The 25,627-nt window shown below is 69.0% G+C and carries 20 protein-coding genes; 14 read left to right on the top strand and 6 right to left on the bottom strand.

Annotation, left to right across the window (positions count from 1 at the left end):
* Nucleotides 1-783: 783 nt before the first annotated feature.
* Nucleotides 784-2,103 carry an amidohydrolase/deacetylase family metallohydrolase gene (locus tag ACH4DX_RS14725; RefSeq protein ID WP_398122485.1) on the top strand — a complete coding sequence of 440 codons (1,320 nt, stop codon included), beginning with the start codon at nucleotides 784-786 and terminating at the stop codon, nucleotides 2,101-2,103.
* A gap of 226 nt (nucleotides 2,104-2,329) precedes the next feature.
* Here the strand turns inward: ACH4DX_RS14725 and ACH4DX_RS14720 are convergent, their stop codons facing one another.
* Together ACH4DX_RS14720 and ACH4DX_RS14715 are read right to left on the bottom strand one after the other, a co-directional pair.
* On the bottom strand, nucleotides 2,330-2,764 hold the full coding sequence (locus ACH4DX_RS14720; RefSeq protein ID WP_398155324.1) for a hypothetical protein: 435 nt from the start codon (nucleotides 2,762-2,764) through the stop codon (nucleotides 2,330-2,332).
* Nucleotides 2,765-2,826: 62 nt separating this feature from the next.
* Nucleotides 2,827-3,519 (bottom strand): peptidase inhibitor family I36 protein, encoded by a 693-nt coding sequence (locus ACH4DX_RS14715; RefSeq protein WP_398122483.1) that lies wholly within the window; start codon nucleotides 3,517-3,519, stop codon nucleotides 2,827-2,829.
* 821 nt (nucleotides 3,520-4,340) lie between these two features.
* On the opposite strand from ACH4DX_RS14715, the gene ACH4DX_RS14710 reads away from it, so the two are divergent.
* The 3 genes from ACH4DX_RS14710 to ACH4DX_RS14700 are packed head-to-tail and all read left to right on the top strand — an operon-like array spanning nucleotide 4,341 to nucleotide 7,887.
* Nucleotides 4,341-6,590 carry a glycoside hydrolase domain-containing protein gene (locus ACH4DX_RS14710; protein ID WP_398155323.1) on the top strand — a complete coding sequence of 750 codons (2,250 nt, stop codon included), beginning with the start codon at nucleotides 4,341-4,343 and terminating at the stop codon, nucleotides 6,588-6,590.
* 5 nt (nucleotides 6,591-6,595) lie between these two features.
* Complete coding sequence (locus ACH4DX_RS14705; RefSeq protein WP_398155322.1) at nucleotides 6,596-7,111, top strand: hypothetical protein; 516 nt, start codon at nucleotides 6,596-6,598, stop codon at nucleotides 7,109-7,111.
* Nucleotides 7,108-7,887 (top strand): hypothetical protein, encoded by a 780-nt coding sequence (locus ACH4DX_RS14700; RefSeq protein WP_398155321.1) that lies wholly within the window; start codon nucleotides 7,108-7,110, stop codon nucleotides 7,885-7,887. The genes ACH4DX_RS14705 and ACH4DX_RS14700 overlap by 4 nt, the downstream gene beginning before the upstream one ends.
* 61 nt (nucleotides 7,888-7,948) lie before the next feature.
* Here ACH4DX_RS14700 and ACH4DX_RS14695 read toward each other — a convergent pair whose 3' ends face one another.
* Nucleotides 7,949-8,524, bottom strand: a complete 576-nt coding sequence (locus ACH4DX_RS14695) for a CGNR zinc finger domain-containing protein (RefSeq protein WP_398122479.1) — start codon at nucleotides 8,522-8,524, stop codon at nucleotides 7,949-7,951.
* Between the two features lie 103 nt (nucleotides 8,525-8,627).
* On the opposite strand from ACH4DX_RS14695, the gene ACH4DX_RS14690 reads away from it, so the two are divergent.
* Entirely contained in the window at nucleotides 8,628-9,803 is a 1,176-nt protein-coding gene (locus ACH4DX_RS14690; RefSeq protein WP_398155320.1) for an epoxide hydrolase family protein, read from the top strand.
* 122 nt (nucleotides 9,804-9,925) lie between these two features.
* Nucleotides 9,926-10,543: a dihydrofolate reductase family protein gene (locus ACH4DX_RS14685; protein ID WP_398155319.1), complete on the top strand. Its 618-nt coding sequence runs from the start codon at nucleotides 9,926-9,928 to the stop codon at nucleotides 10,541-10,543.
* 63 nt (nucleotides 10,544-10,606) lie between these two features.
* Here the strand turns inward: ACH4DX_RS14685 and ACH4DX_RS14680 are convergent, their stop codons facing one another.
* Both ACH4DX_RS14680 and ACH4DX_RS14675 read right to left on the bottom strand, forming a co-directional pair.
* On the bottom strand, nucleotides 10,607-11,689 hold the full coding sequence (locus ACH4DX_RS14680) for a hypothetical protein (protein ID WP_398155318.1): 1,083 nt from the start codon (nucleotides 11,687-11,689) through the stop codon (nucleotides 10,607-10,609).
* A gap of 209 nt (nucleotides 11,690-11,898) precedes the next feature.
* Nucleotides 11,899-12,663, bottom strand: a complete 765-nt coding sequence (locus ACH4DX_RS14675) for an NAD(P)-binding domain-containing protein (protein WP_398122475.1) — start codon at nucleotides 12,661-12,663, stop codon at nucleotides 11,899-11,901.
* A gap of 202 nt (nucleotides 12,664-12,865) precedes the next feature.
* On the opposite strand from ACH4DX_RS14675, the gene ACH4DX_RS14670 reads away from it, so the two are divergent.
* The 8 genes from ACH4DX_RS14670 to ACH4DX_RS14635 all read left to right on the top strand — a co-directional run bounded on the left by ACH4DX_RS14670 (nucleotide 12,866) and on the right by ACH4DX_RS14635 (nucleotide 25,244).
* Entirely contained in the window at nucleotides 12,866-13,363 is a 498-nt protein-coding gene (locus ACH4DX_RS14670) for a MarR family winged helix-turn-helix transcriptional regulator (protein ID WP_398155317.1), read from the top strand.
* Nucleotides 13,364-13,617: 254 nt separating this feature from the next.
* The gene (locus ACH4DX_RS14665; protein ID WP_398155316.1) at nucleotides 13,618-15,216 is read left to right on the top strand and encodes an MFS transporter; all 1,599 of its coding nucleotides are present in this window, start codon (nucleotides 13,618-13,620) and stop codon (nucleotides 15,214-15,216) included.
* 753 nt (nucleotides 15,217-15,969) lie between these two features.
* Nucleotides 15,970-17,772, top strand: a complete 1,803-nt coding sequence (locus tag ACH4DX_RS14660; RefSeq protein WP_398155315.1) for an acyl-CoA dehydrogenase — start codon at nucleotides 15,970-15,972, stop codon at nucleotides 17,770-17,772.
* A 42-nt stretch (nucleotides 17,773-17,814) separates the two neighbouring features.
* Complete coding sequence (locus ACH4DX_RS14655) at nucleotides 17,815-18,108, top strand: acyl carrier protein (RefSeq protein WP_398155314.1); 294 nt, start codon at nucleotides 17,815-17,817, stop codon at nucleotides 18,106-18,108.
* Nucleotides 18,105-22,130: an amino acid adenylation domain-containing protein gene (locus ACH4DX_RS14650; RefSeq protein WP_398155313.1), complete on the top strand. Its 4,026-nt coding sequence runs from the start codon at nucleotides 18,105-18,107 to the stop codon at nucleotides 22,128-22,130. The genes ACH4DX_RS14655 and ACH4DX_RS14650 overlap by 4 nt, the downstream gene beginning before the upstream one ends.
* The gene (locus ACH4DX_RS14645) at nucleotides 22,114-22,569 is read left to right on the top strand and encodes an SRPBCC family protein (RefSeq protein ID WP_398122469.1); all 456 of its coding nucleotides are present in this window, start codon (nucleotides 22,114-22,116) and stop codon (nucleotides 22,567-22,569) included. Before ACH4DX_RS14650 ends, ACH4DX_RS14645 begins: the two co-directional genes overlap by 17 nt.
* 114 nt (nucleotides 22,570-22,683) lie before the next feature.
* Nucleotides 22,684-23,991 (top strand): beta-ketoacyl-[acyl-carrier-protein] synthase family protein, encoded by a 1,308-nt coding sequence (locus ACH4DX_RS14640; RefSeq protein ID WP_398155312.1) that lies wholly within the window; start codon nucleotides 22,684-22,686, stop codon nucleotides 23,989-23,991.
* Complete coding sequence (locus ACH4DX_RS14635) at nucleotides 23,988-25,244, top strand: beta-ketoacyl-[acyl-carrier-protein] synthase family protein (RefSeq protein WP_398155311.1); 1,257 nt, start codon at nucleotides 23,988-23,990, stop codon at nucleotides 25,242-25,244. The genes ACH4DX_RS14640 and ACH4DX_RS14635 overlap by 4 nt, the downstream gene beginning before the upstream one ends.
* Before the next feature lie 100 nt (nucleotides 25,245-25,344).
* On the opposite strand, the gene ACH4DX_RS14630 is transcribed toward ACH4DX_RS14635, so the two are convergent.
* Complete coding sequence (locus ACH4DX_RS14630) at nucleotides 25,345-25,614, bottom strand: hypothetical protein (RefSeq protein WP_398155310.1); 270 nt, start codon at nucleotides 25,612-25,614, stop codon at nucleotides 25,345-25,347.
* Nucleotides 25,615-25,627 lie beyond the last annotated feature (13 nt).

Here is a 25,627-nt window from a genome sequence, read left to right as displayed (position 1 = left end):
GTGACTCGCCGCAGCCCCGAAGCGCCGTCCGGGTGGGTGCGCTGACGCGCGCGCCACCGCAAGTGCCACCTCCGGGCCGCCGGTTCCGCTTCGTACCCATATGCGTCATACGCCGCGACGCCCGGGACACACTCGGGTCGCCGTCACAGTCGGTGTACGAGAGTCCGGCCGTCGGTGGGCTTCGCTGTCGTCGGGGCGGTGGTACCGGCAGCGACGGCGAGGCCGCTCCTCGGTCCTGTGGGAGAGCTGTGTGTTTCCGGTCAGAATTCATTGGGCGCCGAGTGCAGAGGATGCAACAGCCGAGAGATGGAGAAGCTGTCGGGTGCAGAGGGTGCAATAGCCAGGTGTGGGAAAAGCCGTCAAGTGCACAGGATGCAATAGCGTGGCTTTAGCCGGACGGTCGCGTCCGTGGCAGCAACCGGCGGGCAACAGCCATGCTCAAAGGGGGAGTTGAGCGTTCAACGACGGCTGGACATCGGCAGCGAACGAGGCTGTCATTCATGCCCGGTCGCGTCGGATCCGCTACGGGAACCGGCTGATGTCCTGCAAGGACTACCCGGTGCTCACCTTTCGTGACTGCACGGCACGAAGAGGCCTGGAATGCCGAACACAGTCACCGTCCGAAAGCACGGCACCCGTGTTTCAGCATCCCTCCTGTTGTGGCCGGAATCGCGTGGTCTCGTGCGGGAACACGAACCTAGGTGGCCTCAACACGGATTGACTCGCTCCCTGTTGGACACGTTTGCCTCGACCGCATCGCCGTCAGCTGAGATGGGAATCCGCATGCCCACGAGACACCGGCTCAACCGACTCCTTCTGCCCGCAGCGATCGCCCTGGTCCTCGGCGCCACCGTCGGCGCCACCCCCTCCACCGGCGCGTCCTCCGGCACGAAGGCGGACACCGCGGAGGCGTACGACCTCGTCATCCGGCGCGGTCACGTCATCGACCCCAAGAACGGCATCGACGACCTGCGTGACGTCGCCGTCAAGGACGGGAAGATCGCCAAGGTCGCCGCGTACATCGACACCGCGGCTACCAAGCAGGTCGTCGACGCGGAGGGCAACTTCGTCACGCCCGGCCTGATCGACCTGCACGCCCACCTCTTCACCGGCCCCGAGGACGCGTACGCGAACGGCAAGAACGGCGTCGCCCCCGACGGATTCACCTTCCGCTCCGGCGTCACCACCGCGGTGGACGCGGGATCCGCCGGCGCAGCGAACTTCGACCTCTTCAAGAAGAACACCATCGACCGCTCCAAGACCCGCGTACTGGCCTTCCTCAACATCGTGGGCAAGGGCATGGCGGGCAACCCCGCGGAGCAGGACCTCAGCGACATGAAGCCGGGCCCGGCCGTCGCGAAGGCCCGGCAGCACCCCGACACGATCGTCGGCATCAAGACGGCGCACTACGAGGGACCGGAATGGACGCCGGTCGACAACTCCCTCCAGGCCGGAAAGGACGCCAACGTCCCGGTCCTCGTGGACTTCGGTGAGCCCCGCCCCGAGCGCCCCCTGAAGACGCTGCTCACCGAGAAGCTGCGCCCCGGTGACATCTACTCGCACGCCTACTCCGGAAACCGCGGTGAGCTGGGCGAGGACGGCAAGCTCAACCCGGCGATGCAGCAGGGACGTGACCGCGGTGTCCTCTACGACGTCGGCCACGGCGGCGGCAGCTTCGGCTGGAGGGTCGCCGTCCCGGCGCTGAAGGCAGGGTTCACGCCCGACGCCATCTCCACGGACCTGCACATCAGCAGCATGAACTCGGGCATGAAGGACCAGACGAACGTCATGTCCAAGTTCCTCGCCCTCAACATGCCGCTGAAGGACGTCATCAACGCCTCGACGTGGAAGCCGGCGAAGGCGATCAAGCGCACCGACCTGGGCAACCTCTCGGTGGGAGCGCCCGCTGACATCGCGGTGCTCGCCCGCCAGCAGGGCACGTTCGGGTACGTGGACAGCTTCGGCTTCCGGATCGACGGCACGCAGAAGCTGACCGCGGAGCTCACCGTCCGCGCGGGCCAGGTGGTCTGGGACCTCAACGGCAAGACGGCGAAGAAGTGGACACCGGACGCGAAGCCGCCCACGGGCGGTCACGAGCACTGAGCCGCTCCGGTTCGCACCGACCGCACTCGGGCACCGCGTCGATACGGTGCCCGAGGGCGGTCGGGGGGCGGCGCGACCCGTTGCGGGCCCGAGCCGCCCCCCACTGACGGTCGGCGGCACTTCGTGCGGACGTTCTGCGACGCGGGGTGCACTGTCCCCCGACGGCCCGAGCCGAACGGGCCCGGAGGCCTGCCGAGCGCTCCCGGGCTCGGTACGGGTTTCGTCGTCAGGCGCGCTTGGCGACTAGGACGTTCCCGTTGACGTCGTACACCGAGACGACCCCCTCCTCGGATGCCTTCCACTTGCCGAAGGCCGCGGCAAGGTCGTCGGCCGTTGCCATGCCGTCCTCCACCGGAGTGGGCCCACCATTGATGTCGGTGGCGATGTACGTCTTGCCGGACCCGCCGTCCCCTTCGCGGATGACCCGCTCGACACGGGCCGCCGCCGCCCGCTGGCTCTTCGTTCCATGGGCGTCGACCCACGAGCGGAACCGTTCCGCGTTCCTCTTCGACTGGGACTTGTCCGTGTCGTCGGGTAAGGCCGACGGCACGACGGATGTGGCGTCGGGTTCGCTCTCCGTCCATGAGCAACCGACGGCGAGGCCGACGGCGAGAAACGCGCCGAGTGCCGCGGTCACAGGGCGGGTGAACTGTGTACGCATCTGCCACATCTCCTTGCCGGGATACGCCCCACCCCCGCGCCCGAGGCACGGAGCGAGCGAGGTCAGAACTTGATGGCGTCGGCCTTGTCGTTCCAGTTGCCGCCGTAGGCGTAATCGTAGTTCTTGAAGTTCGACCACAGAGTGCGCCCGGAGGCGAGGATGAGCTTCGGATCCGGCCTGGCGGTACGGAAGTCGTAGAGCGTCACACCGCGCTGCATGCGATTGACGTAGGCCGACGAGGCCTTGTCCCGGAAACTGGGACTGTACTGGTCGAGGTGGCGGGTCTTCGCCGACGGGTAGGTGGGCCACTGAAGACGTCGCCCCTTGTAATCGGCGTGCTGCCACAGGCACACCCAGTCGCTGGGGCAGTCCTGATAGCGACGGGCGGTCGCAGCTTCGGCAGCTCCCCGTCTCGACGCTTCCGTAGGGGCGTGCCGTGCCAGGTACGTGTTGGACGCCTCCGGGGTGTCGAAGCATTCCATGGTGCCGTCCTCCGAGACTTCGGCGCAGACCTCCGCGCCATGGAGGTCTTCCGAGGAAGGGTCCACCTTCTGGCCGTTGAGCCACATGTCCACCTTGGGAGCGTCGTCCAACTCGCGGTGTACTTCCTCCTCTTCCTCCGGGCTGAGGGTCCCGGTGACGGCACTGGGAACATCGGGGACGGTGTCGTCGCCGTAGGCGGGTGCTGTGGCAACACCGCTCAGAGTGAGACCGAGGGCCGAAGTGGACACGGCTATGCGAGTGCGTATGCGCACGGTGATCCTCCGCAAGTGATGGGTGGGCAGGGAGCCCCGACGGAGCGGGACGTGGCCCGTGGTGTGGAGCCCGGCCGGACGGCGTGGACGGAGCAGGTCCTGATCTGACCGAGGGACAGGACTCCGTCGGTGGCTTCAGGGCGCGGTCACCGGATGACTCTAAGCACGGTCCAGCTCTTTGTGACTGCTCATGGAAAAGGTTGGGCATGGATGGCTTCAGAGTCTCACCGGGATCGGAATGATTTGCTCCCGGGATATGAGGAGCAAATGTACAGGTCGAGATTGCGTGCATGCCTGGAAGCGGAGGTGGGAGTGGGGGACTCCGCCCTGCTGACAATGGCTGGATAACGTGCCTGGTGAGGTCCGTTCGACCCCCAGCCCGGGCTTGGTGGTCGATCTGGTCGCCCGGCACGCGCGCTCGATCCCGACGGTTGCTCCCGCCCCGGCTGCGGAGTGGCTGGCTGACCATCGCAGACCAGCCAAACCACTGCGGCCCAGGACTAGTTGTGCACGATTCCGTTTCCAGGTACCCGTGCGAACGCCACGCAGCACCGGGCAGTCACATTCTCATAAGCAAGCCGTTCCACTCTCGGTGCGACTTTCGAGCCAGTCCTACGTGATCTTCGTAATGCACAGTCGCAAAGGTTGATGTCACGCATAGAGTCATCAGGTGCACAGGGGATCGCCGCAGTCGTCGGCCGGGGATGATGCTCAGTCAGGAGAACAGGGAGCGGGCTCTTCGACGGCCGGTGACCTGTGGCCGCACTTGCCCGTGCACGGCGTGGTCCGTCGCCCCTGCATCGACCTGCGAGGAGAGTTCCATGGCTGACGAGTTGGTACGTCGCGCCCAGAGGTTCATCAACACCACCTACGGCGACGGTGCCACGCTCGGCATTCCCAAGCTCGAGGAGGACGGCCGGACCAGTTGGACGGTCATGTATGCCCTTACCCGCGCGCTCCAGTACGAGTTGGGTATCGACAGCCTCTCCAACAACTTCGGCCCAGGCACCTTGGCCGCGCTCCAGGAGAAGTACGGCAAGCTGGACGAGAGCACGATTCCATCGGCGATCTTCTGCCGGATCATCCAGTCCGCGCTGTACTGCAAGGGCTACGACGGTGGTGAGATCGACGGCAAGTACAACTCCCGGGTCAAGGCCGCGGTGGTGAAGTTGCACGAGAACATGGGCGTGGACAAGGTCTACCCGGGCAGTTCTCTCTGGCCGAAGGTGGTCAAGGGCCTGTTCAACATGGACGCCTACGTCACCGTCAACGAGGGCTCGGAGACCGTCCGTTCCATACAGCAGTGGCTCAACGGCCGCTATCTCCTGCGGAAGGACTACTACGCAATCCCGTGCGACGGACACCACTCACGTGACGTGGCCAAGTCGATGCTGTTGGCAATCCAGTACGAACTGGGCATGGCTGACGGTGTCGCCAACGGGGTCTTCGGGCCCGGAACGCAGAACGGGTTGAAGAGCCACACACTGTCTACCGGGTCCTCCGGCGTCTGGGTGCAGCTCTTCTCCGCGGCCATGGTGCTCAATAGGCGCTCCGTGTCCTTCTCGACCGCTTTCACATCCGCACATGCCAATGCGGCCAAGGAATTGCAGTCTTTTCTCAAACTGCCTGTCACCGGGAAGGGCGACTTCCAGACCTGGTCCTCCCTGCTCGTGTCCTACGGTGATCAGTCCCGCAAGGGAGAGGCGTGCGACGGCGTCACGAAGATCACTCCCGCTCGTGCGCAGACGCTGAAGGACGCCGGCATCAAGTACATAGGCCGCTACCTGTACAACTCCGGCACCAGTTTGCCGGAGAAGGAGATCCAGCCGGGCGAGCTGGCGACCCTCAAGGAGTACGGTCTGCGTTGCTTTCCGATCTACCAGACATGGGCACGGTCTGTCGACTACTACAGCCCCCGACAGGGCGTCGTGGACTGCCTGAACGCTGCGGCCAAGGCTGAGGATCACGGGTTCAGGACCGGGACCAGGATCTACTTCGCCGTCGACTACGACGCGGTCAACGATGAGGTCACCTCACACATCCTGCCGTACTTCCGGAGCATCTCGGAGAAGATGCACCAGTTGGGAAATCCCTTCGAGGTCGGCATCTACGGGCCCCGAAATGTGTGCTCCCGCGTCGCCAGTGGGGGATACGCGGATGCTAGTTTTGTATCCAACATGTCCTCCGGTTTCTCTGGAAACCTGGGGTACGCGATGCCGGAGAACTGGGCCTTCGACCAGATCGTCACAAAGACGATCGGCTCCGGAAGTGGCGCCATCGAGATCGACAACAACATCGCCTCCGGACGCGACACCGGCCAGGGTGACTTCCTCCCCACTCCGGCTGAGAGGCTCGACATCGGGTTCCACCTGAGCTACTTGGAGAGCCTCCGGGCGGAAGCGGTCAGCTTCATGGAATCCGCCATGGAGAGCGACAAGGACAAGCTCATGTACAGCAGGCAGTTATGCCTGGATGAGGTCCTGCGTCAGGACGAGGCCATCACGTCCATGGCCCGTAGGCTCCGCATGCGCAAGGCCCTGATCCAGACGACGGCGTACTGGGAATTCTGTCACTACAACAACGTGGATCACATGGGTGCCGCAGGCGTGTGGTACTACCACAAGGGGTTCATCCCGGATTGGGCCAAGGACCTCCCCGGGATCAACAAAGTCCGGGACAGCAGTACCGGTATCGGCAAGATATTCGGACACACCGGCATCGTCGCCTGGAACAACGCCATCCGATCGGGCCTCACCCGGGGAGAGATCCGGGATACTGCCAAGGATGCCGACATTTTCACCATGTGGGACAGGTTGCGCTCCGACAACCCCTTCAACGTCCGCACCGTGGCATGGGTGCAGCTGTGGTGCGCGGACGGCAAGAAGGGTGACGTGAGCGGCCACGAAGAGACGAAGATGCGACGCCCTGCTCTGGACTACACCGACGACGAGAAGTTCGAGATTTTGCGCCGCTACCAGGGATTCGGCGAGATGGCCGAAAGGCACGCGCGGAAGCGGATGACGTTGTACGCGATCTTCGAGAAGTACGCCCGCGTCATCCGAGAGGCCTGACCGGCATGATCAGTTCAGCGTCGACCACGCTCGAGAGCCATGACTCCGGGGCGCTTCTGGCCATCCTGATATGCGGCACGGCCGCGCTGTTCGGGCTGGGCGTCTATCTGCTGTCCTCGTTCACGCGAAGTCGGCGTACCGCGTACACACCGGCCACGGTCTGCCGTGATGTAGCCATCTCCTTCTGCACGGGGGCGCTGACCCTCTATCTGTGGGGATGTGCCCAGATCCTGCTGACCTCCCTCGATGACCAGTACAAGTTCGAGGAGTGCGAGAAGGCCGGCGGCTTCGAGCGGGCGAAACAGGTGGACGCCTATGTCGGGGGCTACATCCCTTTGCGGTTCACGTGTCACATGCCGAAAGGCGCGCCCGGCTTCGACGCCGTCGTCCCCGGCTACCTCAACCCGTCCATGGCCGCCTTGCTCCTCGCCGCACTCGCAGTCGGCGGCGCTTCAGTCATCCTCCGCACGCGGCAGCGCCGTCGTAGTACGTCACCTCAAGGAGAGGGAAAACCACTATGACCGGTACCGTCATACCCCGTCGCAGACTCATGGCTCAGGGAGTGGGCCTCGCCGTGGGCACCGCCCTGGCCGGATCCACTGCTGCCACCCTGCTCGCTCCCCCCGCCCGGGCCACCGCAGCCGTACCGAAGTCCACGGGCCCGCAGCCGGACGCAGCCATGCGGAGCCTCCACGCCCGTCGGCGCCGTGTCCTCACCGGCCGCCCTTCCGCCAACGGCTGGGAGATGCACAAGGCCATCGACACCGGAATGTCCCTCGCGACCTGCCCCGTGCCTGGCACCGGCCTGTACGTCGCCGTGCGCACAGGTGCCCCGGAAGCGGTACTGGTGCATGTGATCCGCCGCTTCCACTACGACATCGACGCCCTCGGCCGACCCGGTGAGCCCGACCCGGTCAGAGGCTGGACATCTCCGTCGGACGTCCGTGACAGCAGGCTTCCGGAGTCCAACCAGGCATCGGGCACCGCCGTGGCGATCCGGCCCGGCTCCTACCCGCCGAGCGTACGGGAGGGCTTCACCCCGGGTCAGTTACTGATCATCCGGGACATCCTCGCCGACACGGAGGGCATTGTCCGGTGGGGCGGGGACGACCGCCGCCCCTACGAGGCCTTGTTCTACCTCCATGTCCGCCCCGGCGACCCACGTCTGATGCGGGTCGCGGAGAAGATCCGTGCCTGGAACGAGACCCCGGGCGTGGGCGCCGGCGTCCTTGCCGACATGTCACAGACGGCCCGCCGCCGTGCGGCCCGCTACCGGTGGCTTCACGCTGCTGGATGATCTTGCGGAAGGCGCAACAGCCCCAGCACACGCCCGACCAGGGCCGACCGCCGAGGCACCATCACCCCGCTGAACTCGAGCCCTTGCGCTGGTTGGCGTTGAAGCGCGCCTTCTTCTGGCGATTCCCGCACGTATTCATGTCACACCACTTGCGGGTACGGCTCTGGCTGGTGTCGAAGAACGCTGCTCGGCAGGTCGGTGAGGCGCACAAGGCCAACTTTCCGTCTCGTTCGCCCGCGATGATGCTGATCGCGTCGGCGGCGATCACGCCGAGGGCGTCCTCCACGCGGGAAGCCGAGCCGAGCCGCCACTGCCGCTTGCCCTCGGACGTCAGGATGGCCGCCGCGCGACCGTGCGCGCTGCGCTCATTGATGACGTGGACAGCGGACGCAGGGAGAGCTTCCTGGGTCGCGGCCGCTGTCGCGGCGGCGTGGATCGACTCCCTCAGTTCCTTGGCGAGGTCGAGCTGGGCCGTGGTGCAGGAGTCCACGGCCAGGCCGCTCACCGTCAGCCAGTCGACGAGCCGGTGCGGCGTGGGAATGCGCTCCACGGCCGTGCCGTGACGCTCCGACAGGGTCCCCGTGAAGCTGGTCGCCAGCACGCTGCCGAGGCGGAAATCAGGAAACGCGGCACACATGGAACCACCTTAGCCGGTTGCGGCGCGCCTCGGGGAACTGCTAGAACCGTCTAAGCCGGTTCACGACAGGCTGGAGCCGGTTCCGCGACGGCCAGGAGGTCTCATGTCCCGTCCGACGAGCGACGACGTGCACGCATGTGAAACCCGTGCAACTGACGCCGACCTGGAGGATCTGCGTGCGCGGCTGGCCGCGGCGCGGCTGCCGGAGGCCGAGACGGTCCATCGCCCCGCGCCCGACCCTCGCCGGTGGGAACAGGGTGTGCCGCTCGCCGACCTCGTCGATGTCGTGAACCACTGGCGCACCGCGTACAACTGGCGGTCGTTCGAAGAGCGCCTCAACCGGATCGGTCAGTTCCGCACGACCATCGATGATCTGGGGATCCACTTCCTGCACCGCCGATCAGCGCGGGCGGACGCCACTCCTCTGATCCTGACGCACGGCTGGCCTGACAGCATCGTCCGGTTCATCGATGTCGTGGACGAGTTGGCGGATCCGGGGGATGCGGACGCGCCGGCGTTCCACGTCGTGGTCCCGTCGCTCCCGGGCTTCGGTTACAGCGACAAGCCGACCACCACCGGCTGGGGAACGGAAAGGATCGCCGCCGCCTGGGTGGAGCTGATGGGGAGGCTCGGGTACAGCAAGTTCGCAGCCCACGGCGGCGACTGGGGAGGCAACATCACCACGGTCCTCGGCGGCAGGTTCCCGGCGCACGTCCTCGGCATCCACACGACGTTCGCGGAGGCGCCGCCCGGCCTGACCACGGACGGGCTGACGGCGGCCGAGCGCGAGTGGGCCGAGGAAACCCGCGACTTCTGGCGCCACCGTGCGGCGTACGCGAAGCAGCAGGCGACCCGGCCGCAGACCATCGGCTACGCGCTCGTCGACTCCCCGGTCGGGCTCCTCGCCTGGATCCTCGACAAGTTCGCCGAGTGGTCGGACACCGAAGACAGCCCGTTCGAAAAGATCTCCATGGACAGGGTCCTCGACGACGTCACCCTGTACTGGCTGACGCGGACCGGCGCGTCGGCTGCCCGCATCTACTACGAGAGCCACAACTCGCTGGACCCCGACCTCCGTGTCGACGTCCCGTCAGCGCTCAGCATGTATCCCCGCGACGTCGAGAAGTGCCCGCGCCCCTGGGCGCAGGAGCGGTATCGACAGATCGTGCGATGGAGGACGCCCGAAGTCGGGGGTCACTTCCCGTCGCTGGAGGTTCCCGAGTACTTCGTCAAAGATCTGCAAGAGGGTCTAGCGGCAGTGCTGGCCGCCAATCGGTAGGGTCGGCACCGTTCCCAGGAGGATCCTGCCCGGGGACGGGGGGACCGGCCCCCGTGAGCCGCGACGAGCCCAGCAACGTCCGGCCGCCGTACTGGCGAACCCGTCACCGAGGAGGACCCCCGATGCGCAGCGTGACCTATTCGATGGGCGTCTCACTCGACGGCTACATCGTCGGGCCGGACGGCACCTTCGACTGGACGGAGCCCGACGATGAGGTCTTCCGCTTCTGGATCGACGACATCCGTCAGGTCGGTGTCCATCTGCTGGGGCGACGGCTGTATGAGACGATGCTGTACTGGGAGACCGCCGACCAGGACCCCTCGCTCGACGACGCCACGCGCGAGTGGACCGCGCTCTGGAAGCCACTTCCCAAGGTGGTGTTCTCCACGACGCTGTCCGAGGTGCAGGGCAATGCCCGCCTGGCCTCCGGCGGTTTGGTGGAGGAGATCGAGCGGTTGCGGGCCGAGCCGGGGGAGGGCGAGATCGCGATCGGCGGTGCGACTCTCGCCGCCGAGGCGGCCGCGGCGGGTCTCATCGACGAGTACAGGGCCGTGGTCCACCCGGTACTCGTCGGCGGCGGCACCCCGTTCTTTCCCCGGTGCGAGCGCCGCGTGGACCTCGAACTCGCCGAGACGCGCACCTTCGGCTCGAACGTCGCCTACCTCCGCTACCGCGTGGTGCGCCAGCGGGCCGCGGCGGCCGCCGAGCCTTCTCCCGGCGTCATCTCGCCTGCCCGGTAGCGGAGTCGACGGCGGTGCCGTGGCAGGCCGGGGTCGAGGGTGGCTGCCATGCTGTGCGGGGTGTCAGCCCGCTTCGTCCCCGGTCTCGTACCAATAGGCACCCTGCACGGAGCCCGGGCCCTTGGGCGCGCCGGCGCCGCCGATCCACCAGGTCTCCAAGCTGCCGGGAATCCGCGACACCGCGGCCACACCGCCGTAGGCCGCGCCGCTGCCGAAAGCGGAGTGCTGGTAGGCGGTCCACATGCCGCCCTCGTACCAGTACGCGCCCCGCACCTCGCGCTGGGGGCCGACCCACCAGAGCTCCATGCTGCCGGGGATCCGGGACACCGCGGCGATCCCGGTACCGGGGGACGCGCCCGCGTTCGGTGCGATGCGGTAGCGGGTCCACTGGCCGCCGTCGTACCAGTACGCGCCCTCCACCGAGCCGACGGAGCTGCCGGTGTCGCCGATCCACCACATCTCCATGGTGCCGGGCGCCCGCGAGACCGCGGCCACACCGCCGTTGACCGAGGCGCTGCGGGCCCGGGCGATCTGGTAGCGGGTCCATTGGCCCCCCTCGTACCAGTAGGCGCCCTCCACGGACCCGTTCGCGCCGATCCACCACAGCTCCATGCTGCCGGGAACGCGCGACACCGCGGCCACCCCACCCCGCACGGCGGCGCTGCCGTCGGGTGCGATCCGGTAGCGGGTCCACTGGCCTCCCTCGTACCAATGGGCGCCCTCCACGGACCCGTTGGCGCCGATCCACCACAGTTCCATGTGGCCGGGGATGCGTGACACAGCGGCGAGATTGCCTTCGCCGTTCACGCTGCCGTCGGGTGCGATGCGGTAGCGGGTCCACTGGCCCCCCTCGTACCAGTAGGCGCCCTCCACAGAGCCGTTGACGCCGATCCACCACAGCTCCATGCTGCCGGGAATCCGCGACACCGCGGCCATGCCGCCGCTGACGGAGGCGCTGCCGTCGGGCGCGATCCGGTGGCGCGTCCACTGCCCGCCCTCGTACCAGTAGGCGCCTTCCACCGATTGGTTGATGCCGGTCCACCAGATCTCCATGCTGCTGGAGATCCGCGACACCGCGGTGATGCCGCGGGTGTCGGTGGCGCTGCGTTCCGGCGCGATGTTGTACTCATGCCACGATGCGCACATCTGAAGTCACCTTCCCCTGGTTCGGCCACAGCCGACCCGCACACGCGGGGACACTCCGCTCGGCGAAACGCTTCCTTGCCGGTCGGACCGTGCCGTTTCGCCGGTGCGGCCCATGACGCAACAGTGACGGGGCGAGCGGCGGAGGAGTATCCCAAGATGTGGGGGGTTGCCGATCGTTCGGGCCGGACCCGCGTCCACCGGACCGCGCGTTACCCCAGATCGGCCAGGAGGCCGTCGAGGGCCTTGCGGAGGGCTTCGGCGTTGGCCGGGTCGAACCACGTGGTGCGGATGCGTTCGTTGTTTCCCTTAGGGGTCTCGTGATTGGCGGTGAGCTGTCGCAGGGAGCGCGTCTCGTCGCCCAGGGAGCGGCCGACCCCCTCGAAGAGACTGCGTACGTAGCTGTCCGCGTCGTCGGCGGGGATGCCGTGGTCCGCGGCCCATGTGGCGAGGGTGGCGAGGTAGGCGTAGTGCGTGGTCAGCGTTCCCGTCAGGGCCGAGAAGACGTCGAAGGCCGCCTCGTCCTCGACCGGGAGCGCCCCGCCCAGGTGCTCGAAGAAGGCGTTCACCACCGGATGCGACGGGCACGTCACCGTGACGGAGCGGCGCTCTCGTACGGTGGGCAGGGGGATGGCCCGTACCACCGGGGCGTCGGTGGCGAGTACCCGGCGCAGCTCGTCGATGCCGACACCGGCCATGACGTCGACCACCAGCCTGTCGTCGGCCACCCGCAAGTCGGCAAGCGCATCGTGCAGGTCGCCGCGGCGTACCGCGATGATCACCAGCTCGGATCGGTCGACCACTTCCTGGTTGTCCGCGCACACCCGCACCCCCTCGTAGCGAGCGGACAGCTCCGCTGCCGTGCGGGCTCCCCGGGGTGAGAGGAACACCTGGGGCGACTCGCCGCCCGCGTCGCACAGGCCCGTCACGATGGCCCGGCCGATCTCGCCCACTCCGATGATGCCGATGCGCTGCATTGCTTCTTCCTCCTTGGTGCGTAGTGGCCGGGAACGATGTTGGCCCAAGTACCGGTGCGGGTCCAGGTCCAGGCCCGCCCTCCGCGGCGACCTCGACCACCACCGCCTCCCCGTCGCCGCGTCGTGGACCGGACGCGTCCGGACTTCGAAGCATTGGTATGTTCGACGGTAGAAAGTCCGGGTGGTCGAAGGGAGTCGGTTCATGGCGCGCAGTGGCAACGCCGGGCAGGGCGGGGCTCCTCAGCGGCCCCGCGAGGACTTCCTGATCGCCGAGCGTCCGGGGTACCTGCTCCACAAGGCGGCGCTGCTGCTGGTCGAGGATGTGGAGAAGGCCCTGGGTACGGTCGGCATGCGCAGCCGGTACTTCTTCGTGCTGGCCTCCCTGGCCGGTGGGCCCGAGCTCTCCCAGCAGGACCTCAGCCGACTGCTCAACCTCGACCCGACGACGGTCGTGACGGTCATCGACGCTATGGAGCGCAACCAGCACGTGGAGCGCAGGCGCAACCCCGCCGACCGGCGGCGCTACAACCTGATCCTCACCGACTCCGGCCGTGCGGCACTGGCGGAGGCGGACGCTGTGGCCACCGAGGTCGAGTCGGCCTTCTTCGGCATGCTCGCCGACGACGAGCGCCGAGTGCTCCGAGGGACACTCGACCGGATCCTCGCGGGGCGCTGGCCGGCGTCGGTGTGCAGCGACTGACCGGCGGCTACTGCGGTACGGGGCGGGTCCTTCGGGCCCGCCCTTTTCCTGTGCCCGCTCGCTGTCGGCGTGTATGGCGTCCGCCGATATACGGGCCGTCCGCCGATAAGCGCGCCGTCCGCCGACATGCGCGGCGCCCGCCGCGGCCCGCGCGCCTCGCCGCCCCGCGAGAAAGGTTGACCCCGGGCTTCTCAATCATCTAGTTTTCCATTATCTAGAAACCTGGTTGATAGGAGAGCCCTGCCATGCCCGCCATGCCCGCAGAACGCTTACCGTCGCCCACTAGGTGGTGGACACTGGGGATCGTCGCGCTGGGCACGTTCATGCTGATGCTCGACCTGAGCGTGGTCGCCGTGGCGCTGCCGCAGATCCACGAGTCCCTGGACAGCAGCTTCGCCGACCTGCAATGGGTGTTCGACGCCTATGCCCTCACGCTCGCGATCTTCCTGGTGGCAGCGGGTTCCCTCGCCGACCGGCTCGGCCGCAAACGGCTCTTCCAGGTGGGCTTCGTCATCTTCACCATCGCCTCGCTGGCCTGCGGTCTGGCCGGCGACGCGACGTCACTGAGCCTCTACCGTGCCGTGCAGGGCGTGGGCGCGGCCATCATGTTCGCGGTCGGTCCCGCCATGCTCAGCCACGAGTTCCACGGCAAGGAGCGGGCGACGGCCTTCACCGTGTTCGGTGCCGCGGTCGGCCTCGCCGTCGCCACCGGTCCGCTGATCGGCGGCTCGCTGACCGACTCGCTGTCCTGGCGCTGGATCTTCTACATCAACGTGCCGGTCGGCATCGCAGCCGTCCTGGTCGGCGCGCTGCGCGTGCGTGAGTCGCTCAACCGGCGGGCCCATCCCACCGATTGGGCGGGCCTGGTCACCTTCAGTATCGCGCTGGGCGCCCTGGTGTTCGCCACCATCAGGGCACCCGAGGAGGGCTGGACCAGCGCCGCCACCCTCGGCCTGTACGCGGCCAGCGCCGTCTTCCTGGTGGTGTTCCTGCTCATCGAGCGACGCCTGGGCGAGCGCGCCATGATAGACCTGTCGTTCTTCCGCAACCGCACCTTCGTCGGCATCTCCCTCGTCGCCATGATCGGCAACGCCGGTGCCCTGCCATCGGTCTTCTTCGAGACCAGCTACCTCCAGAACATGCTGGGCATGGACGCCTGGGACGCGGGTCTGCGGTTCCTGCCGCTGACGGCCGCGATGTTCGTGGCCGGAGCGATCGGCGGCGGTCTCATCGGCAAGGTCCCCTTCCGGCTGCTGCTCGGCGGTTCGACCCTCGTGATGGCGATCGGCCTGCTCTTCCTGAACCTGGCGGAGGCCGACTCGGCGTGGACCGTGCTCATCCCGAGCCTGGTCGTCGCCGGCTTCGGCATGGGGGCCTTCAACCCGGCGCGGGCCGCGCTGGCCATCGGCGTCGCGGAACCTGCCAAGTCGGGTGTCGCCTCCGGCATCAACGAGACCTTCCAGCAGGTCGGCATCGCCGTGGGTATCGCGGGTGTGGGCGCCTTCTTCCAGAATCGCGTGACGGACGAGTTCGCTGCCTCCACGGTCGGCAAGCAGTTGGGGGACAGTGCCGCCGAGGAGGCGTCCCACGGCATCAGCGCCGGGGCCTTCGACGCCGTCGCCGCGAACACGGGCGCACTGCGGGAGCAGGTGGAGGCCGCGGGCCGCGACGCGTTCATGTCCGCCTTCCACGGCGCCATGACCCTCTGCGCGCTCCTCGGGTTCGTCGCGGCACTGATCGGATTCCTCATGCTGCGTACCAAGGACCTCCACGCCAGTGCGCTCTCGACGATCCCGCCGGACCTCGACGAGGAGGGCGATGTGCGGCCGGAGCCGGTGGGTGCGCCGTCCTGACCCACCAGCGCACAGCAGCGCACGCATGCCCGGCCGTGGTCACCCCGGCCGGGCATGCGTGCGCTGCTGTGCGGAGGGCAGAGGGCCGCGAGGCCCGGCAGTCCGGCAGTCCGGCAGTCCGGCAGCCGGTCGGCCCGTCAGCCGGTCAGCCGGTCAGCCCGTCAGACCGTAGTCGGGGAAAGAATGAATGGAGCCGTCCGGGCGGAGCCAAATGTTCAGTAAGGGCAGTTACAGAATGGTGACTGGCTTCTAGGTTTTCGATCTCCGACGAATGCTAGAGTTTCGGTGCAGCGCGAAATCCGCCCCGGAGCGGGCGGCGGCTGCCACCGGTTGGTCCGGGGGAATTTTCACGGGGGAGGGCTTCGGCTGATCTGTGCCGAGTCCAATAAGTACGTCACGGGGGGCGTGCAGATGATTCACATTCCGTTCGGCAGTCGCCGTAGATAGGGCAGACGCCGAGGTCGTTGTTCTGTCATTTTCCATTTTCCTGGCGCCCGGTGGTCGCGTACGCGATCCGGTAGCGGCGCTGTCCCTGCCTGAGTCGGCGGCGCGGTCCATCGTCACGCTGTGCGCCGCCCTGGGCTGGTTGAACTCCTTTCACGTCTGTCGATGACGAGCTGCCGCCGTGCGTATACGGTGCCGGCCCGTTGGCGCGTCATGCGTGATCCGACTTTGTCATGTGTGGAATGGAAGTGCTCCATGCGCGAATTAGTGAAAGAAATGCGCGACCCGGTGGACGGAACGTCAACTTCCATGGATGCCGTCGCTGCGGCAGAGGCCCTGGAGGAGTGGCTCGGCGATCCGGAAGTGGATTCCAACTCCATGTCATATGCCCGTGCTCTGGAGCTCGACGAGCGCGAGGAACTGCCCGCCGAGGGAATCGGGCGGATACGGGCCTTCGGCTTCCACCGGTACTTCGTCCCCGACTGGCTCGGCGGTGACCTCAGGAACACCGAGCAACTGCTGATGCTCACCCGCGTGATCGCGCGCCGCGACATGAACGTGGCGGTGAGCGAGAGCACCCAGGTGTGGATGATGCTGGCCTGGATCGGCGGCGACGCCGAGCAGCGGGCGCGGTGGGCGGACACGGTGCTGCGCGGCGGGGTCATCCCCTGTCTCGCCTACTCGGAACCCGGCCACGGCGCCGACCTGGCCGCCAACGACTTCACGGCCACCCCGGACAACGGCTCGTATGTGCTCGCCGGTGAGAAATGGCCCATCAACCGGGGCCGGACCTCGACCCACGTGGTGCTGCTCGGCACCACGGGGAACGATGTGCCGGCCAAACGCAGGCAGTCCATGTTTCTCGTGGACAGAGCGCAGGTCGTCTCCGGGGAGGTGACCGGTGTGCCCCGCGTCCCCACGTACGGACTGCGCGGCTGTGACATCAGCGGAGTCGCCTTCGACGACGCCCGAGTGGAGACCGACGCCCGACTGGGCGCCGAGGGCGAAGGGCTCGAACTCTCCCTGCGGGGCCTGCTGATCACCCGCACCCTGTGCACCGGCCTGTCCCTCGGCACGGGCGACACCATGCTGCGGACGGTGGCCGGGTTCCTCGCCGACCGGACGCTCTACGACGGCCCGGCGAGCGAGATCCCCTACGTTGCCGAGTCCCTCGCCAACGCCTACCTCAGCCTGCTGGTCGCGGAGTGCGAGAGCCTGGTGGCGATGCGCGGACTGCATCTGTACACCGAGGAGTTCAGCGTCTGGGGCAACGTCTCCAAGGTCCAAGTGGCACGCCTTGTCGACTTCACCAGCAAGGCACTGGCCCGCACGCTGGGAGCCCGGTACTACCTGCGGGCCCAGCAACACGCGGGAATCTTCCAGAAGATGCTGCGCGACGGAGCCGTCGTGTCGGTCTTCGACGGAAGCGAACCGGTGTGCCTGGACAGCATCACCCTGCAACTGGCCGCCCTCGCCAAGTCCCACGAACGCCCCAGGGACGAGGACTGGAGCAGCCTGTACGACCTGCGGGCCGAACTGCCCCGCTTCCAGCCCGCCCGGGTGAGCGTGTTCGGCCGCGGCAGGGACGCGACCTTCGCCAGCCTCCCGTCGCTGATCGACCGCCTCGCCCGACTCACCCCTGGCGGGGGCTGCGACGAGGAGCGCCTCACCGCGCTGCGCACCGGATCCCGGGACCTACGGCAGCGGCTCGACGCACTGTTCCAGCGCTTCCACCAGGAGCGCCGCGCCCCGGCGCGGACGGCCCCGCCGTCGGCCTCCGCGAAGACCACCTCGCCCCGGCTGCTGCGGCTCGCGGAGGAACTGTGCGCCCTGCACGCCAAGGTGTCCGCCCTCGGCATCTGGCTCCACAACCGTGACCACCTCGACGAGGAGTTCTTCACCGACGGCGCCTGGCTCCAGGCCGCCCTGGCCCGTGAACAGGTCCACGAGTACCGGATCGGCGACCTCGACCCGGCCACCGCCCGGCAGCTCGTGGACCGCATGAACTCCCAGCGCGAGAACCACCAGTTCTTCTCCATCCGCACCACGCGCCAGGCCCGTCCGGGCGCGCACGAGGCGCACCCCGGCGACCAGCCGCCCGCCGCCTCGTGAACGACGCCCTGCCCATCGGAACACCGGAAGGCCACCACCGCGATGAACACCACTGACATGACGTTCGACGACGTGAAGGACGTACTGACCAAGGCAGTGGCTGCCGAGGCCGGCATACCCGCCGAGGAACTCTCCACCGACCACCCCTTCACCTCGTACGGCCTCGACTCCATGGCCGCGCTCTCCGTCGGCATGGAGGTCGAGGACGCCTGCGGACTGACCGATCTGCCCGTGGACCTGCTGTGGGACCACCCGACCGTCGACGCGCTGACCGCGGCGCTCTGGGAACTGATGAACGCCGAGCCCGTGCCTTCGACCGGGGACGGCCGACGATGACGAACCGGACACCGACAACCACCGCACCCACGGCGGCCGGCCGGCCCCTCGTCAACTCGCAGCAGGCCGGGCTCTGGTTCATCCACCAGACCGACGAGCAGTGCTCCGCCTACCACATCGTCTTCGCCGCCGAGGTCACCGCCGAGGCGCAACTGGGCACCCGCGTACGGGAGATCCTGGACGACCTGATGAGCGAGCACGACGCACTGCGCGTCTGCTTCGGGCCCGGCGAGGACGGGGCGGCGCAACGGATCGGGGAAGCCGTGCCGCTCGACATCCGGCACACCGACGCGCGGGACCTGGACCCCGAGACGCTGCGGGACCGCGTCAGGACCGACACCAGGCGACCGTTCGACCTGACCCGGCCCCCGCTGTGGCGCCTGCACCTCTACCGCACCGCCGAGCGCACCTGGGTGTTCGCCGCCGTGGTCCACCACATCGCGGCCGACTTCTGGTCGTTGGCGCTGCTGCTCTCCGAGGTGCGCAGCCGACTCGAAGGCGTACCCCACCGATTCACCCTCGACGGCACCGCGTTCGCGGCGTACGCCGAGCAGCAGCAGACGTTCCTGACCACCGACAGGGCCCGGGCGCTGGCTGCCAACGAGGCGGCACGGCTCGCGGACGCGCCACCCGCTCTGCACCTGTACGGCGACCGGCCCCGGCCGCCTGCCCCGACCTACGACGGGGGCTCGGTGCCGTTCGCGCTGTCGACCGCCGCGACCGAAGCGGTGCGCGACCTGGCCCGCGAGGCCTCCGCGACGCCGTACATGGTCCTCCTGTCCGCCTACTTCGTGCTGCTGAGCCGGTTGAGCGGCCAGTCGGACATCCTCATCGGCACCCCCACCTCCGGACGCGTCCAGCGGCAGTTCCGCGACGCCATCGGGAACTTCGTCAACACCGTCGTCGTACGGGGCCAGGTCGACGAGGACACGACCTACCGTGCGCTGCTCGCCTCCACCCGAGCCAGGACGCTCGAGGCGATGCGGGCGCAGGAAATCCCCTTCCCCTGGCTGGTGCGGGAACTCGCCCCGCTCCGCGACCCGAGTAGGACACCGCTCTACCAGGCCGGGTTCGCCTGGGACAGGCTGCCGTTCCTGAAGGACATGGACGCGTTCTTCCTGCTGCGACCGGGTCAGGGTCAGGACACCGAACTGAGCGTCGCGGGCGCCACGCTGCGCCCCTACCCGCTGCCGCAGCAGGAGGGGCAGACGGACCTGTGGATCGAGATGGGAGGCGAGCGGGAGGGCGCCTACGCGGGCGTTCTGCGCTACAACACCGACATCTTCGAACCGGGCACGGCCCGGGAGCTGGCCGCCACCTTCGTGACCACGGTGGAGACCCTCGCCGGTCACCCCGACGAACCGCTGCACCGGCTGCCCCGCGGCGACGAGCGGCAGCTGGCGCGACTCGCCGCCCGCGGCTCGGGGCCCGTGCGCGCACTGCCCCCGGCCAGGCTCCCGGAACTCTTCCGGGACCAGGCACGGCGCACCCCCGAGGCGACCGCGCTCGTCGCCGGGGGCGAGGAGTGGAGCTACCGCCGGCTCCTGGCGGAGACCGACCGGACAGCGGCGGCCCTGCGCGCGGCCGGAATCGCCGCCGGTGACCGGGTCGCGGTGCTGGCCGAGCGCGGGGCGCCGCTCGTGGCCGCCCTGCTCGGCGTCCTGGAGGCCGACGCGGCCTACGTCCCGCTGGACCCCCGACTGCCCGTGGAGCGGCTCGCCTACATGGTCAAGGACTCACGGGCCCGGCTGCTGCTCGGCGAGCGGAGCCTGAAGGAGAGCCGCCTCGTCGGGCCGGCCGTGCTGTACCTGGACGATCTGGCGGCCGGTGTCGTCGCCACTTCAGCACGGCAGCCGCAGGGGGGCGAGAGGGCGGACCCGCCGGGGCCGACCCCTTCGGACCTGGCATACATCCTGTACACATCCGGCTCCACCGGCCGCCCCAAGGGCGTGGCGATCCCGCACAGCGCCCTGGTCAACCTGCTGCTGTCGATGCGCGAGAGCACCGGCTTCTCCGCCTCGGACAGCCTGCTCGCGGTGACGACCATCTCCTTCGACATAGCCGGCCTCGAACTGTTCATGCCCCTGGTGACCGGCGGCCGGGTCGTCGTGTGCGACAGCGAGACCGCCGCCGACGGCCTGCGCCTGGCCACGCGGATCGAGGGCTCCGGCGCGACCTGGATGCAGGCGACCCCCACCTCGTGGCGCATGCTGCGGGACGCGGGCTGGGACGGCTGCCCGCGGCTGAACGTCCTGTGCGGCGGCGAGGAACTCCCGCTGGACCTCGCCGAGTTCCTCACCGGCCGGGTGGCGAGCCTGCACAACGTGTACGGGCCGACCGAGACGACCATCTGGTCCACCGCAGGCCCGGTCGACCCCGCCCGGGGCATCGACATCGGCCGCCCCCTCGCCAACACGCAGGTGTACGTGCTGGATCCCGCGGGCCGGAGGGCCGAACCCGGGTTCACCGGCGAGCTGTGGATCGGCGGCGACGGTCTCGCCATCGGGTACTGGGACCAGCCGGAGCTGACGGCGGAGCGGTTCGTCACGGGCCTCCCCGCCGCTCCGCGGGAGCGCCTGTACCGCACGGGCGACCGGGCGCGCTGGACCAGCGACGGACGCCTCGTGCACCACGGCCGTCTGGACAACCAGGTGAAACTGCGTGGGTACCGCATCGAGCCGGCCGAGGTCGAAGCCGTGCTCCAGGCGGTGGACGGGGTGTCCGCAGCCGTCGTCGTGGTACGCGACGACCGGCTCGTCGGGTACGTGGTCCCGGAACCGGGAGCCGAACTCGGGGCGACCGAACTGAAGTCGGCGGCGGCCCTCTCCCTGCCCCCGTACATGGTCCCGGCCCTCGTCGTCCTCTTGGACGAGCTGCCCCTGACGGCCAACAAGAAGGTGGACCGGGCCCGCCTTCCGGTACCCACCGCGACCTCCGACGCCACGTTCGAGAAGCCGCGCGACGCCACGGAGATCACCCTGGCGCGGATGTGGACGGACCTCCTCGGCATCCCCGAGGTCGGCGTCCACGACGACTTCTTCGACCTGGGCGGCCACTCCCTGCTCGCCGTGCGGCTCAGCGCCGCCGTCCGCGAGGAGTGGGACGTGGAGATCCGGATCTCCGAACTGCTGCGCCGCGGCACCATCGCCGAACTCGCCACCGTCGTCCGGCGCGGCGGCCAGGAGACCCCCAGGGCGCCGATCGTCACCCTGCGCGAGGGGGAGCCGGGCAGCAGGCCGCTGTTCCTGTTCCACCCCTTCGGCGGCACCGTGTTCTGCTACGTCGAGCTGACCCGCCACCTGCCCGCGGGCCGGGCCGTCCTTGCGGTGGAGGCCCCCGGCATCGAGAACGTGGGCGAGGCCGAGGTGAGCGTGGAGAGCATGGCCGCCCGCTATATCGACTACCTCAGGCACATCCAGCCGTCCGGTCCCTACGCCCTGGGCGGGTGGTGCTTCGGCGGCGTGATCGCGTACGAGGTGGCCGGACAACTGCGGGCGGCCGGCGAAGAGATCGAACTGCTCGCCGCCATCGACAGCCGAGCCCCGATCGAGGAGAACATCCCCGACACCGCGGACGACGCGACGATCCTGTCGTGGTTCGCACGGGACCTCGCGGTGCCCTACGGAAAGACCCTCCACATCCCCGCGGAGGAACTGCGTGCCCTGGGCGGGGACGCCGCGTTCGACCACATCCTGCGGCGCGCCGCCGCCATCGGCGTCCTCGCCGAGGACGCCGACCGCGCGCAGATCCTGCGCTACTTCGAGGCGTACCTCGCCAACGGCATCGCCTTGCAGACCTACCTGCCCGAGCCGCGCGACCTCGACCTGCTGCTGCTCCGCGCGGTGGACGAGGCGGTCGGCTACGGCCCTGCGCTCGGCTGGGAGGCACTGATCAAGGGGTCACTCCATGTGGTCGGCGTCTCGGGCGACCACAACTCCGTCATGTATCCGCCGCACGCCGCCGTCGCCGCACAGGCGATCGCACCACACATGGGAGCACACAGCGATGACACTCAGGGCTGAGTACGCATTCGACCTTCCGGTGGCCCCGAAGGAGGCCTTCGCCTGGCTGTCGGACCCGGCCCGGGACCCCGAGTGGCAGTCCGCCTGCACCGATACGCGGCTGCTGGACGGCGCGGCGCGCGCGGGTTGCCGTTATGAGATCACCTTCCAGCTGATCGGCAAGAAGATGACCTTCACGGTCGAGATCACCGAGTTCGAGCCGGGCCGCCGGTCCAGGTTCCACGTGGTGGACGGGCCGTTCGGCTACACCGGCACCTACGACTACACCGAGCGCGCGGACGGCACCACCGGCGTGCAGTGGACGTTCGACGTGGAGCCCGGGGACTTCTTCGGGATCATGCCGAAGTCCCTGCTGAGGAAGGTGCTCGTCAGCCAGGTCAAGAAGGACTCCGGCAAGCTCGCCGAGCAACTCGCGCAGACGGCACGGCACCAGCCCTGACGGGCGCCCGCCCGCACCCCCGACACCCGCCGGAAGCACGGCCCCTGGCGCACCCCCACCGGCACAGCCGGCCGTCCGCCCACTTTTCCGCCCACAACCTGAACAGGAAACGTCATGTCGAGGACCATTCCTCAGCACGACCGCACGAAAGTCGTCGTCACCGGCCTGGGGGAGACCACCGCGCTCGGCGGTGACGTCGCCACCACGTGGGAGGCGATGGTGCGCGGTGAGAACGGCATCCGCCTGCTGGACGACGAACCGTGGACCAAGGACATGCCGCCGGTGATCGGCGGACGCGTCAAGGTCGAACCCGGACCCGGGCTCGAGCACAAGCAGCGCCGGCGGCTCAGCCGCGCCGCGCAGCTCGCCGTGACCGCCGCGGCCGAGGCCTGGAGCGATGCCGGCCTCGACACCGCCTCGATCCGCCCCGGACGGGTGGCCGTGGTCGTCTCGGCCGCTCTGGGGGACATGAACGCGATCATCAACGGCTGGGAGACGCTGAAGAGCCGGGGGTGGAACCGGGTCCCGCCGCTGACCGTACCGATGTCCATGGGCAACGGCTCCGCCGCCGCCGTCGCCCTGCTCGTCGACGCGCGCGCCGGAGTGCACGCCACCGTCAACGCCTGTTCCTCCGGCACCCAGGCGCTGGCCGTCGCGGCCGAGCTGATCCGCCGTGCGGAGGCGGACGTCGTGGTCGCCGGGGGCACCGAGGCACCGCTGCACCCCCTGGTCCTGGCGTCCTTCGGTGCCATGCGCGCCCTGTCGAAACGAGTGGACGACCCCGCATCGGCCTCCCGGCCGTTCGATGCCGAGCGCGACGGAATGGTGCTCGGTGAGGGGTCGGGCATCCTCGTCCTGGAATCGGAGGGGCACGCCCGGGCGCGTGGCGCTCGGGTCTACGCCGAACTCGCCGGTGTGGGCTTCTCCTCCGACGCGTACGACATGGTGCAGCCGGACCCGACCGGCGCCGGGACAGCCACGGCCGTGCGCGCCGCGCTCGCCGACGCGGGCACCCTGCCCGGGAACGTGGCGCACCTCAACGCCAACGGCACATCCACCCTTCCCGGCGACGCGGCCGAGGCGCACGGCATCCAGGCCGTCTTCGGGGACGCGGGCAGGGGTCCCGCGGTCACGGCGAACAAGTCCATGACCGGGCACAGCCTCGGCGCGGCCGGCGCGATCGAGGCGATCGCCACGGTCCTCGCCCTGCACCACGGCATCGTGCCGTCGACCCGCAATGTCACCCGCCTCGGTACGGGCCTCTCCCTCGACCTGGTGCGCACCGGCCCGGTCAAGCTGGACGGCGAGCAGAACATCGCGGTGAAGAACTCCGCCGGGTTCGGCGGGCACAACGTGGCCCTGACCTTCCGGGGCGCTCCCGCCCGGCCCCTGACCGACCCGGACGTGGAGGAGTTCCTGTGAGGGCGATCGAGCGCACCGTGGTCGTCACCGGCCTCGGCGCCACCACTCCACTCGGCGGTGACGCCCCCGCGACCTGGCAGGGCCTGCTGGCAGGCCGCTCCGGTGTCCGGCCCCTGCGGCAGGACTGGACCGCCGACGTGGAGGTGCGCATCGCCGCCGAGGCCGCCGTGGAGCCGAGGGAGGTGCTGTCCGACACCCGCAACCTGGACCGGGCGACCCAGTTCGCCCTCATCGCGTCGCGCGAGGCGTGGGCCGACGCGGGGTTCACCGGCCGGGCCGGTCCGGACGCCGCGGTGGCCCCGGACCGGCTCGGCGTGGTCGTCGCCTCCGCCATCGGCGGCATGACCTCGCTGCTCGACCAGTACGAGATGCTCAAACAGCAGGGGCCCCGCGGCGTCTCCCCGCATGCCATGCAGATGGTGATGGCCAGCACTCCCTCGGCCACGGTCGCAAGGGACGTCAACGCCCGCGCCGGGGCGCACACACCGGTCAGCGCCTGTGCCACCGGCGCCGAGTCCATCGGCTACGGCGTCGAGATGATCCGCACCGGCCGGGCCGACATCGTCCTCGCGGGCGGCACCGAGGCGGCCATCTGCGCGCTGAACATGGCCGCCTTCGGCAACATGATGGCGATGTCCAAGCGCAACGGCGACCCGGCGGCGGCCTCCCGTCCGTACGACGTCGACCGGGACGGCTTCGTCATGGGCGAGGGCGCGGGGGTCGTCGTGCTCGAAGCGGCCGAGCACGCGGCCCGGCGCGGCGTACGGGTCTACGCGGAGGCGGTCGGACAGAGGCTGTCCGCCGACAGCCACCACATCACGCAGCCCGAGCCGACGGGCCGCGGCATCGCCGCCGCGCTGACCCACCTACTGGACACCAACGACGTGAAGCCGTGCGAGATCGTGCACGTCAACGCGCACGCGACGTCGACACCGAGGGGAGACGTCGCCGAGATCCTCGCGCTGCGCACGGTCTTCGGCGACCACGTCGACCATGTCGCGGTGTCCGCGACCAAGTCCATGACGGGGCATCTGCTGGGCGGGGCCGGCGGTGTCGAGTCCGTCGCCGCGATTCTCGCGCTGCGGGACCGGCTTGCCCCTCCGACCATCAACATCGACGCCCTGGATCCCGCGGTGGACGCGGACATCGTCCGCGGTGGACCGCGGGCTCTGCCCGAGGGCCGGATCGCCGCTCTCAACAACTCCTTCGGATTCGGCGGCCACAACGTGGTACTGGCCTTCCGCACGGTGTGACCCGGCCGGGCGCAGCCCACGCCAAGTGCCGCAAAGCAGCGCCCCGTACCCAGGGCGGTCCGGAACTCGGGCAGTAGCACCACTGGTGCGGTGGTCAACCCTAGGAAGCGCGGAGTTCGGACACCGCCGTGCCCGCGAACGAGGTGGCCAGACGGCGCAGCCGCTTGTCGAAGGGGTCGCCGCCGACGCGGGTGAGGGTGCCCTCGTCACCGGTCGGCGGCCGGGCGCGGTCGAACCGGATTTCCAGCCACAGGTCACCGGTGGTGCTCTGCCACCACAGTCCCAGCCGCCGAAGCCTACGACCGGTGCTCGGGGCGGCGCCAACGCTGACGGCGGCCCGGCGGGCCCGGCCGACGTGTGGCCCCCGCACGCCCCGAGCCGGG

It is taken from the genome of Streptomyces sp. NPDC017940, assembly GCF_044328435.1.
Classification (GTDB): Bacteria; Actinomycetota; Actinomycetes; order Streptomycetales; family Streptomycetaceae; genus Streptomyces.
This window is presented reverse-complemented; position numbering and strand designations above follow the sequence as displayed.

What these genes read in the sequence shown, in the direction of transcription:
- ACH4DX_RS14725 (WP_398122485.1), top strand. Translation starts at nt 784, where the DNA reads ATGCCCACGAGACACCGGCTCAACCGACTCCTTCTGCCCGCAGCGATC.
- ACH4DX_RS14720 (WP_398155324.1), bottom strand. Translation starts at nt 2,764, where the DNA reads ATGCGTACACAGTTCACCCGCCCTGTGACCGCGGCACTCGGCGCGTTT.
- ACH4DX_RS14710 (WP_398155323.1), top strand. Translation starts at nt 4,341, where the DNA reads ATGGCTGACGAGTTGGTACGTCGCGCCCAGAGGTTCATCAACACCACC.
- ACH4DX_RS14705 (WP_398155322.1), top strand. Translation starts at nt 6,596, where the DNA reads ATGATCAGTTCAGCGTCGACCACGCTCGAGAGCCATGACTCCGGGGCG.
- ACH4DX_RS14700 (WP_398155321.1), top strand. Translation starts at nt 7,108, where the DNA reads ATGACCGGTACCGTCATACCCCGTCGCAGACTCATGGCTCAGGGAGTG.
- ACH4DX_RS14695 (WP_398122479.1), bottom strand. Translation starts at nt 8,524, where the DNA reads ATGTGTGCCGCGTTTCCTGATTTCCGCCTCGGCAGCGTGCTGGCGACC.
- ACH4DX_RS14690 (WP_398155320.1), top strand. Translation starts at nt 8,628, where the DNA reads ATGTCCCGTCCGACGAGCGACGACGTGCACGCATGTGAAACCCGTGCA.
- ACH4DX_RS14685 (WP_398155319.1), top strand. Translation starts at nt 9,926, where the DNA reads ATGCGCAGCGTGACCTATTCGATGGGCGTCTCACTCGACGGCTACATC.
- ACH4DX_RS14680 (WP_398155318.1), bottom strand. Translation starts at nt 11,689, where the DNA reads ATGTGCGCATCGTGGCATGAGTACAACATCGCGCCGGAACGCAGCGCC.
- ACH4DX_RS14675 (WP_398122475.1), bottom strand. Translation starts at nt 12,663, where the DNA reads ATGCAGCGCATCGGCATCATCGGAGTGGGCGAGATCGGCCGGGCCATC.
- ACH4DX_RS14670 (WP_398155317.1), top strand. Translation starts at nt 12,866, where the DNA reads ATGGCGCGCAGTGGCAACGCCGGGCAGGGCGGGGCTCCTCAGCGGCCC.
- ACH4DX_RS14665 (WP_398155316.1), top strand. Translation starts at nt 13,618, where the DNA reads ATGCCCGCAGAACGCTTACCGTCGCCCACTAGGTGGTGGACACTGGGG.
- ACH4DX_RS14660 (WP_398155315.1), top strand. Translation starts at nt 15,970, where the DNA reads ATGGATGCCGTCGCTGCGGCAGAGGCCCTGGAGGAGTGGCTCGGCGAT.
- ACH4DX_RS14655 (WP_398155314.1), top strand. Translation starts at nt 17,815, where the DNA reads ATGAACACCACTGACATGACGTTCGACGACGTGAAGGACGTACTGACC.
- ACH4DX_RS14650 (WP_398155313.1), top strand. Translation starts at nt 18,105, where the DNA reads ATGACGAACCGGACACCGACAACCACCGCACCCACGGCGGCCGGCCGG.
- ACH4DX_RS14645 (WP_398122469.1), top strand. Translation starts at nt 22,114, where the DNA reads ATGACACTCAGGGCTGAGTACGCATTCGACCTTCCGGTGGCCCCGAAG.
- ACH4DX_RS14640 (WP_398155312.1), top strand. Translation starts at nt 22,684, where the DNA reads ATGTCGAGGACCATTCCTCAGCACGACCGCACGAAAGTCGTCGTCACC.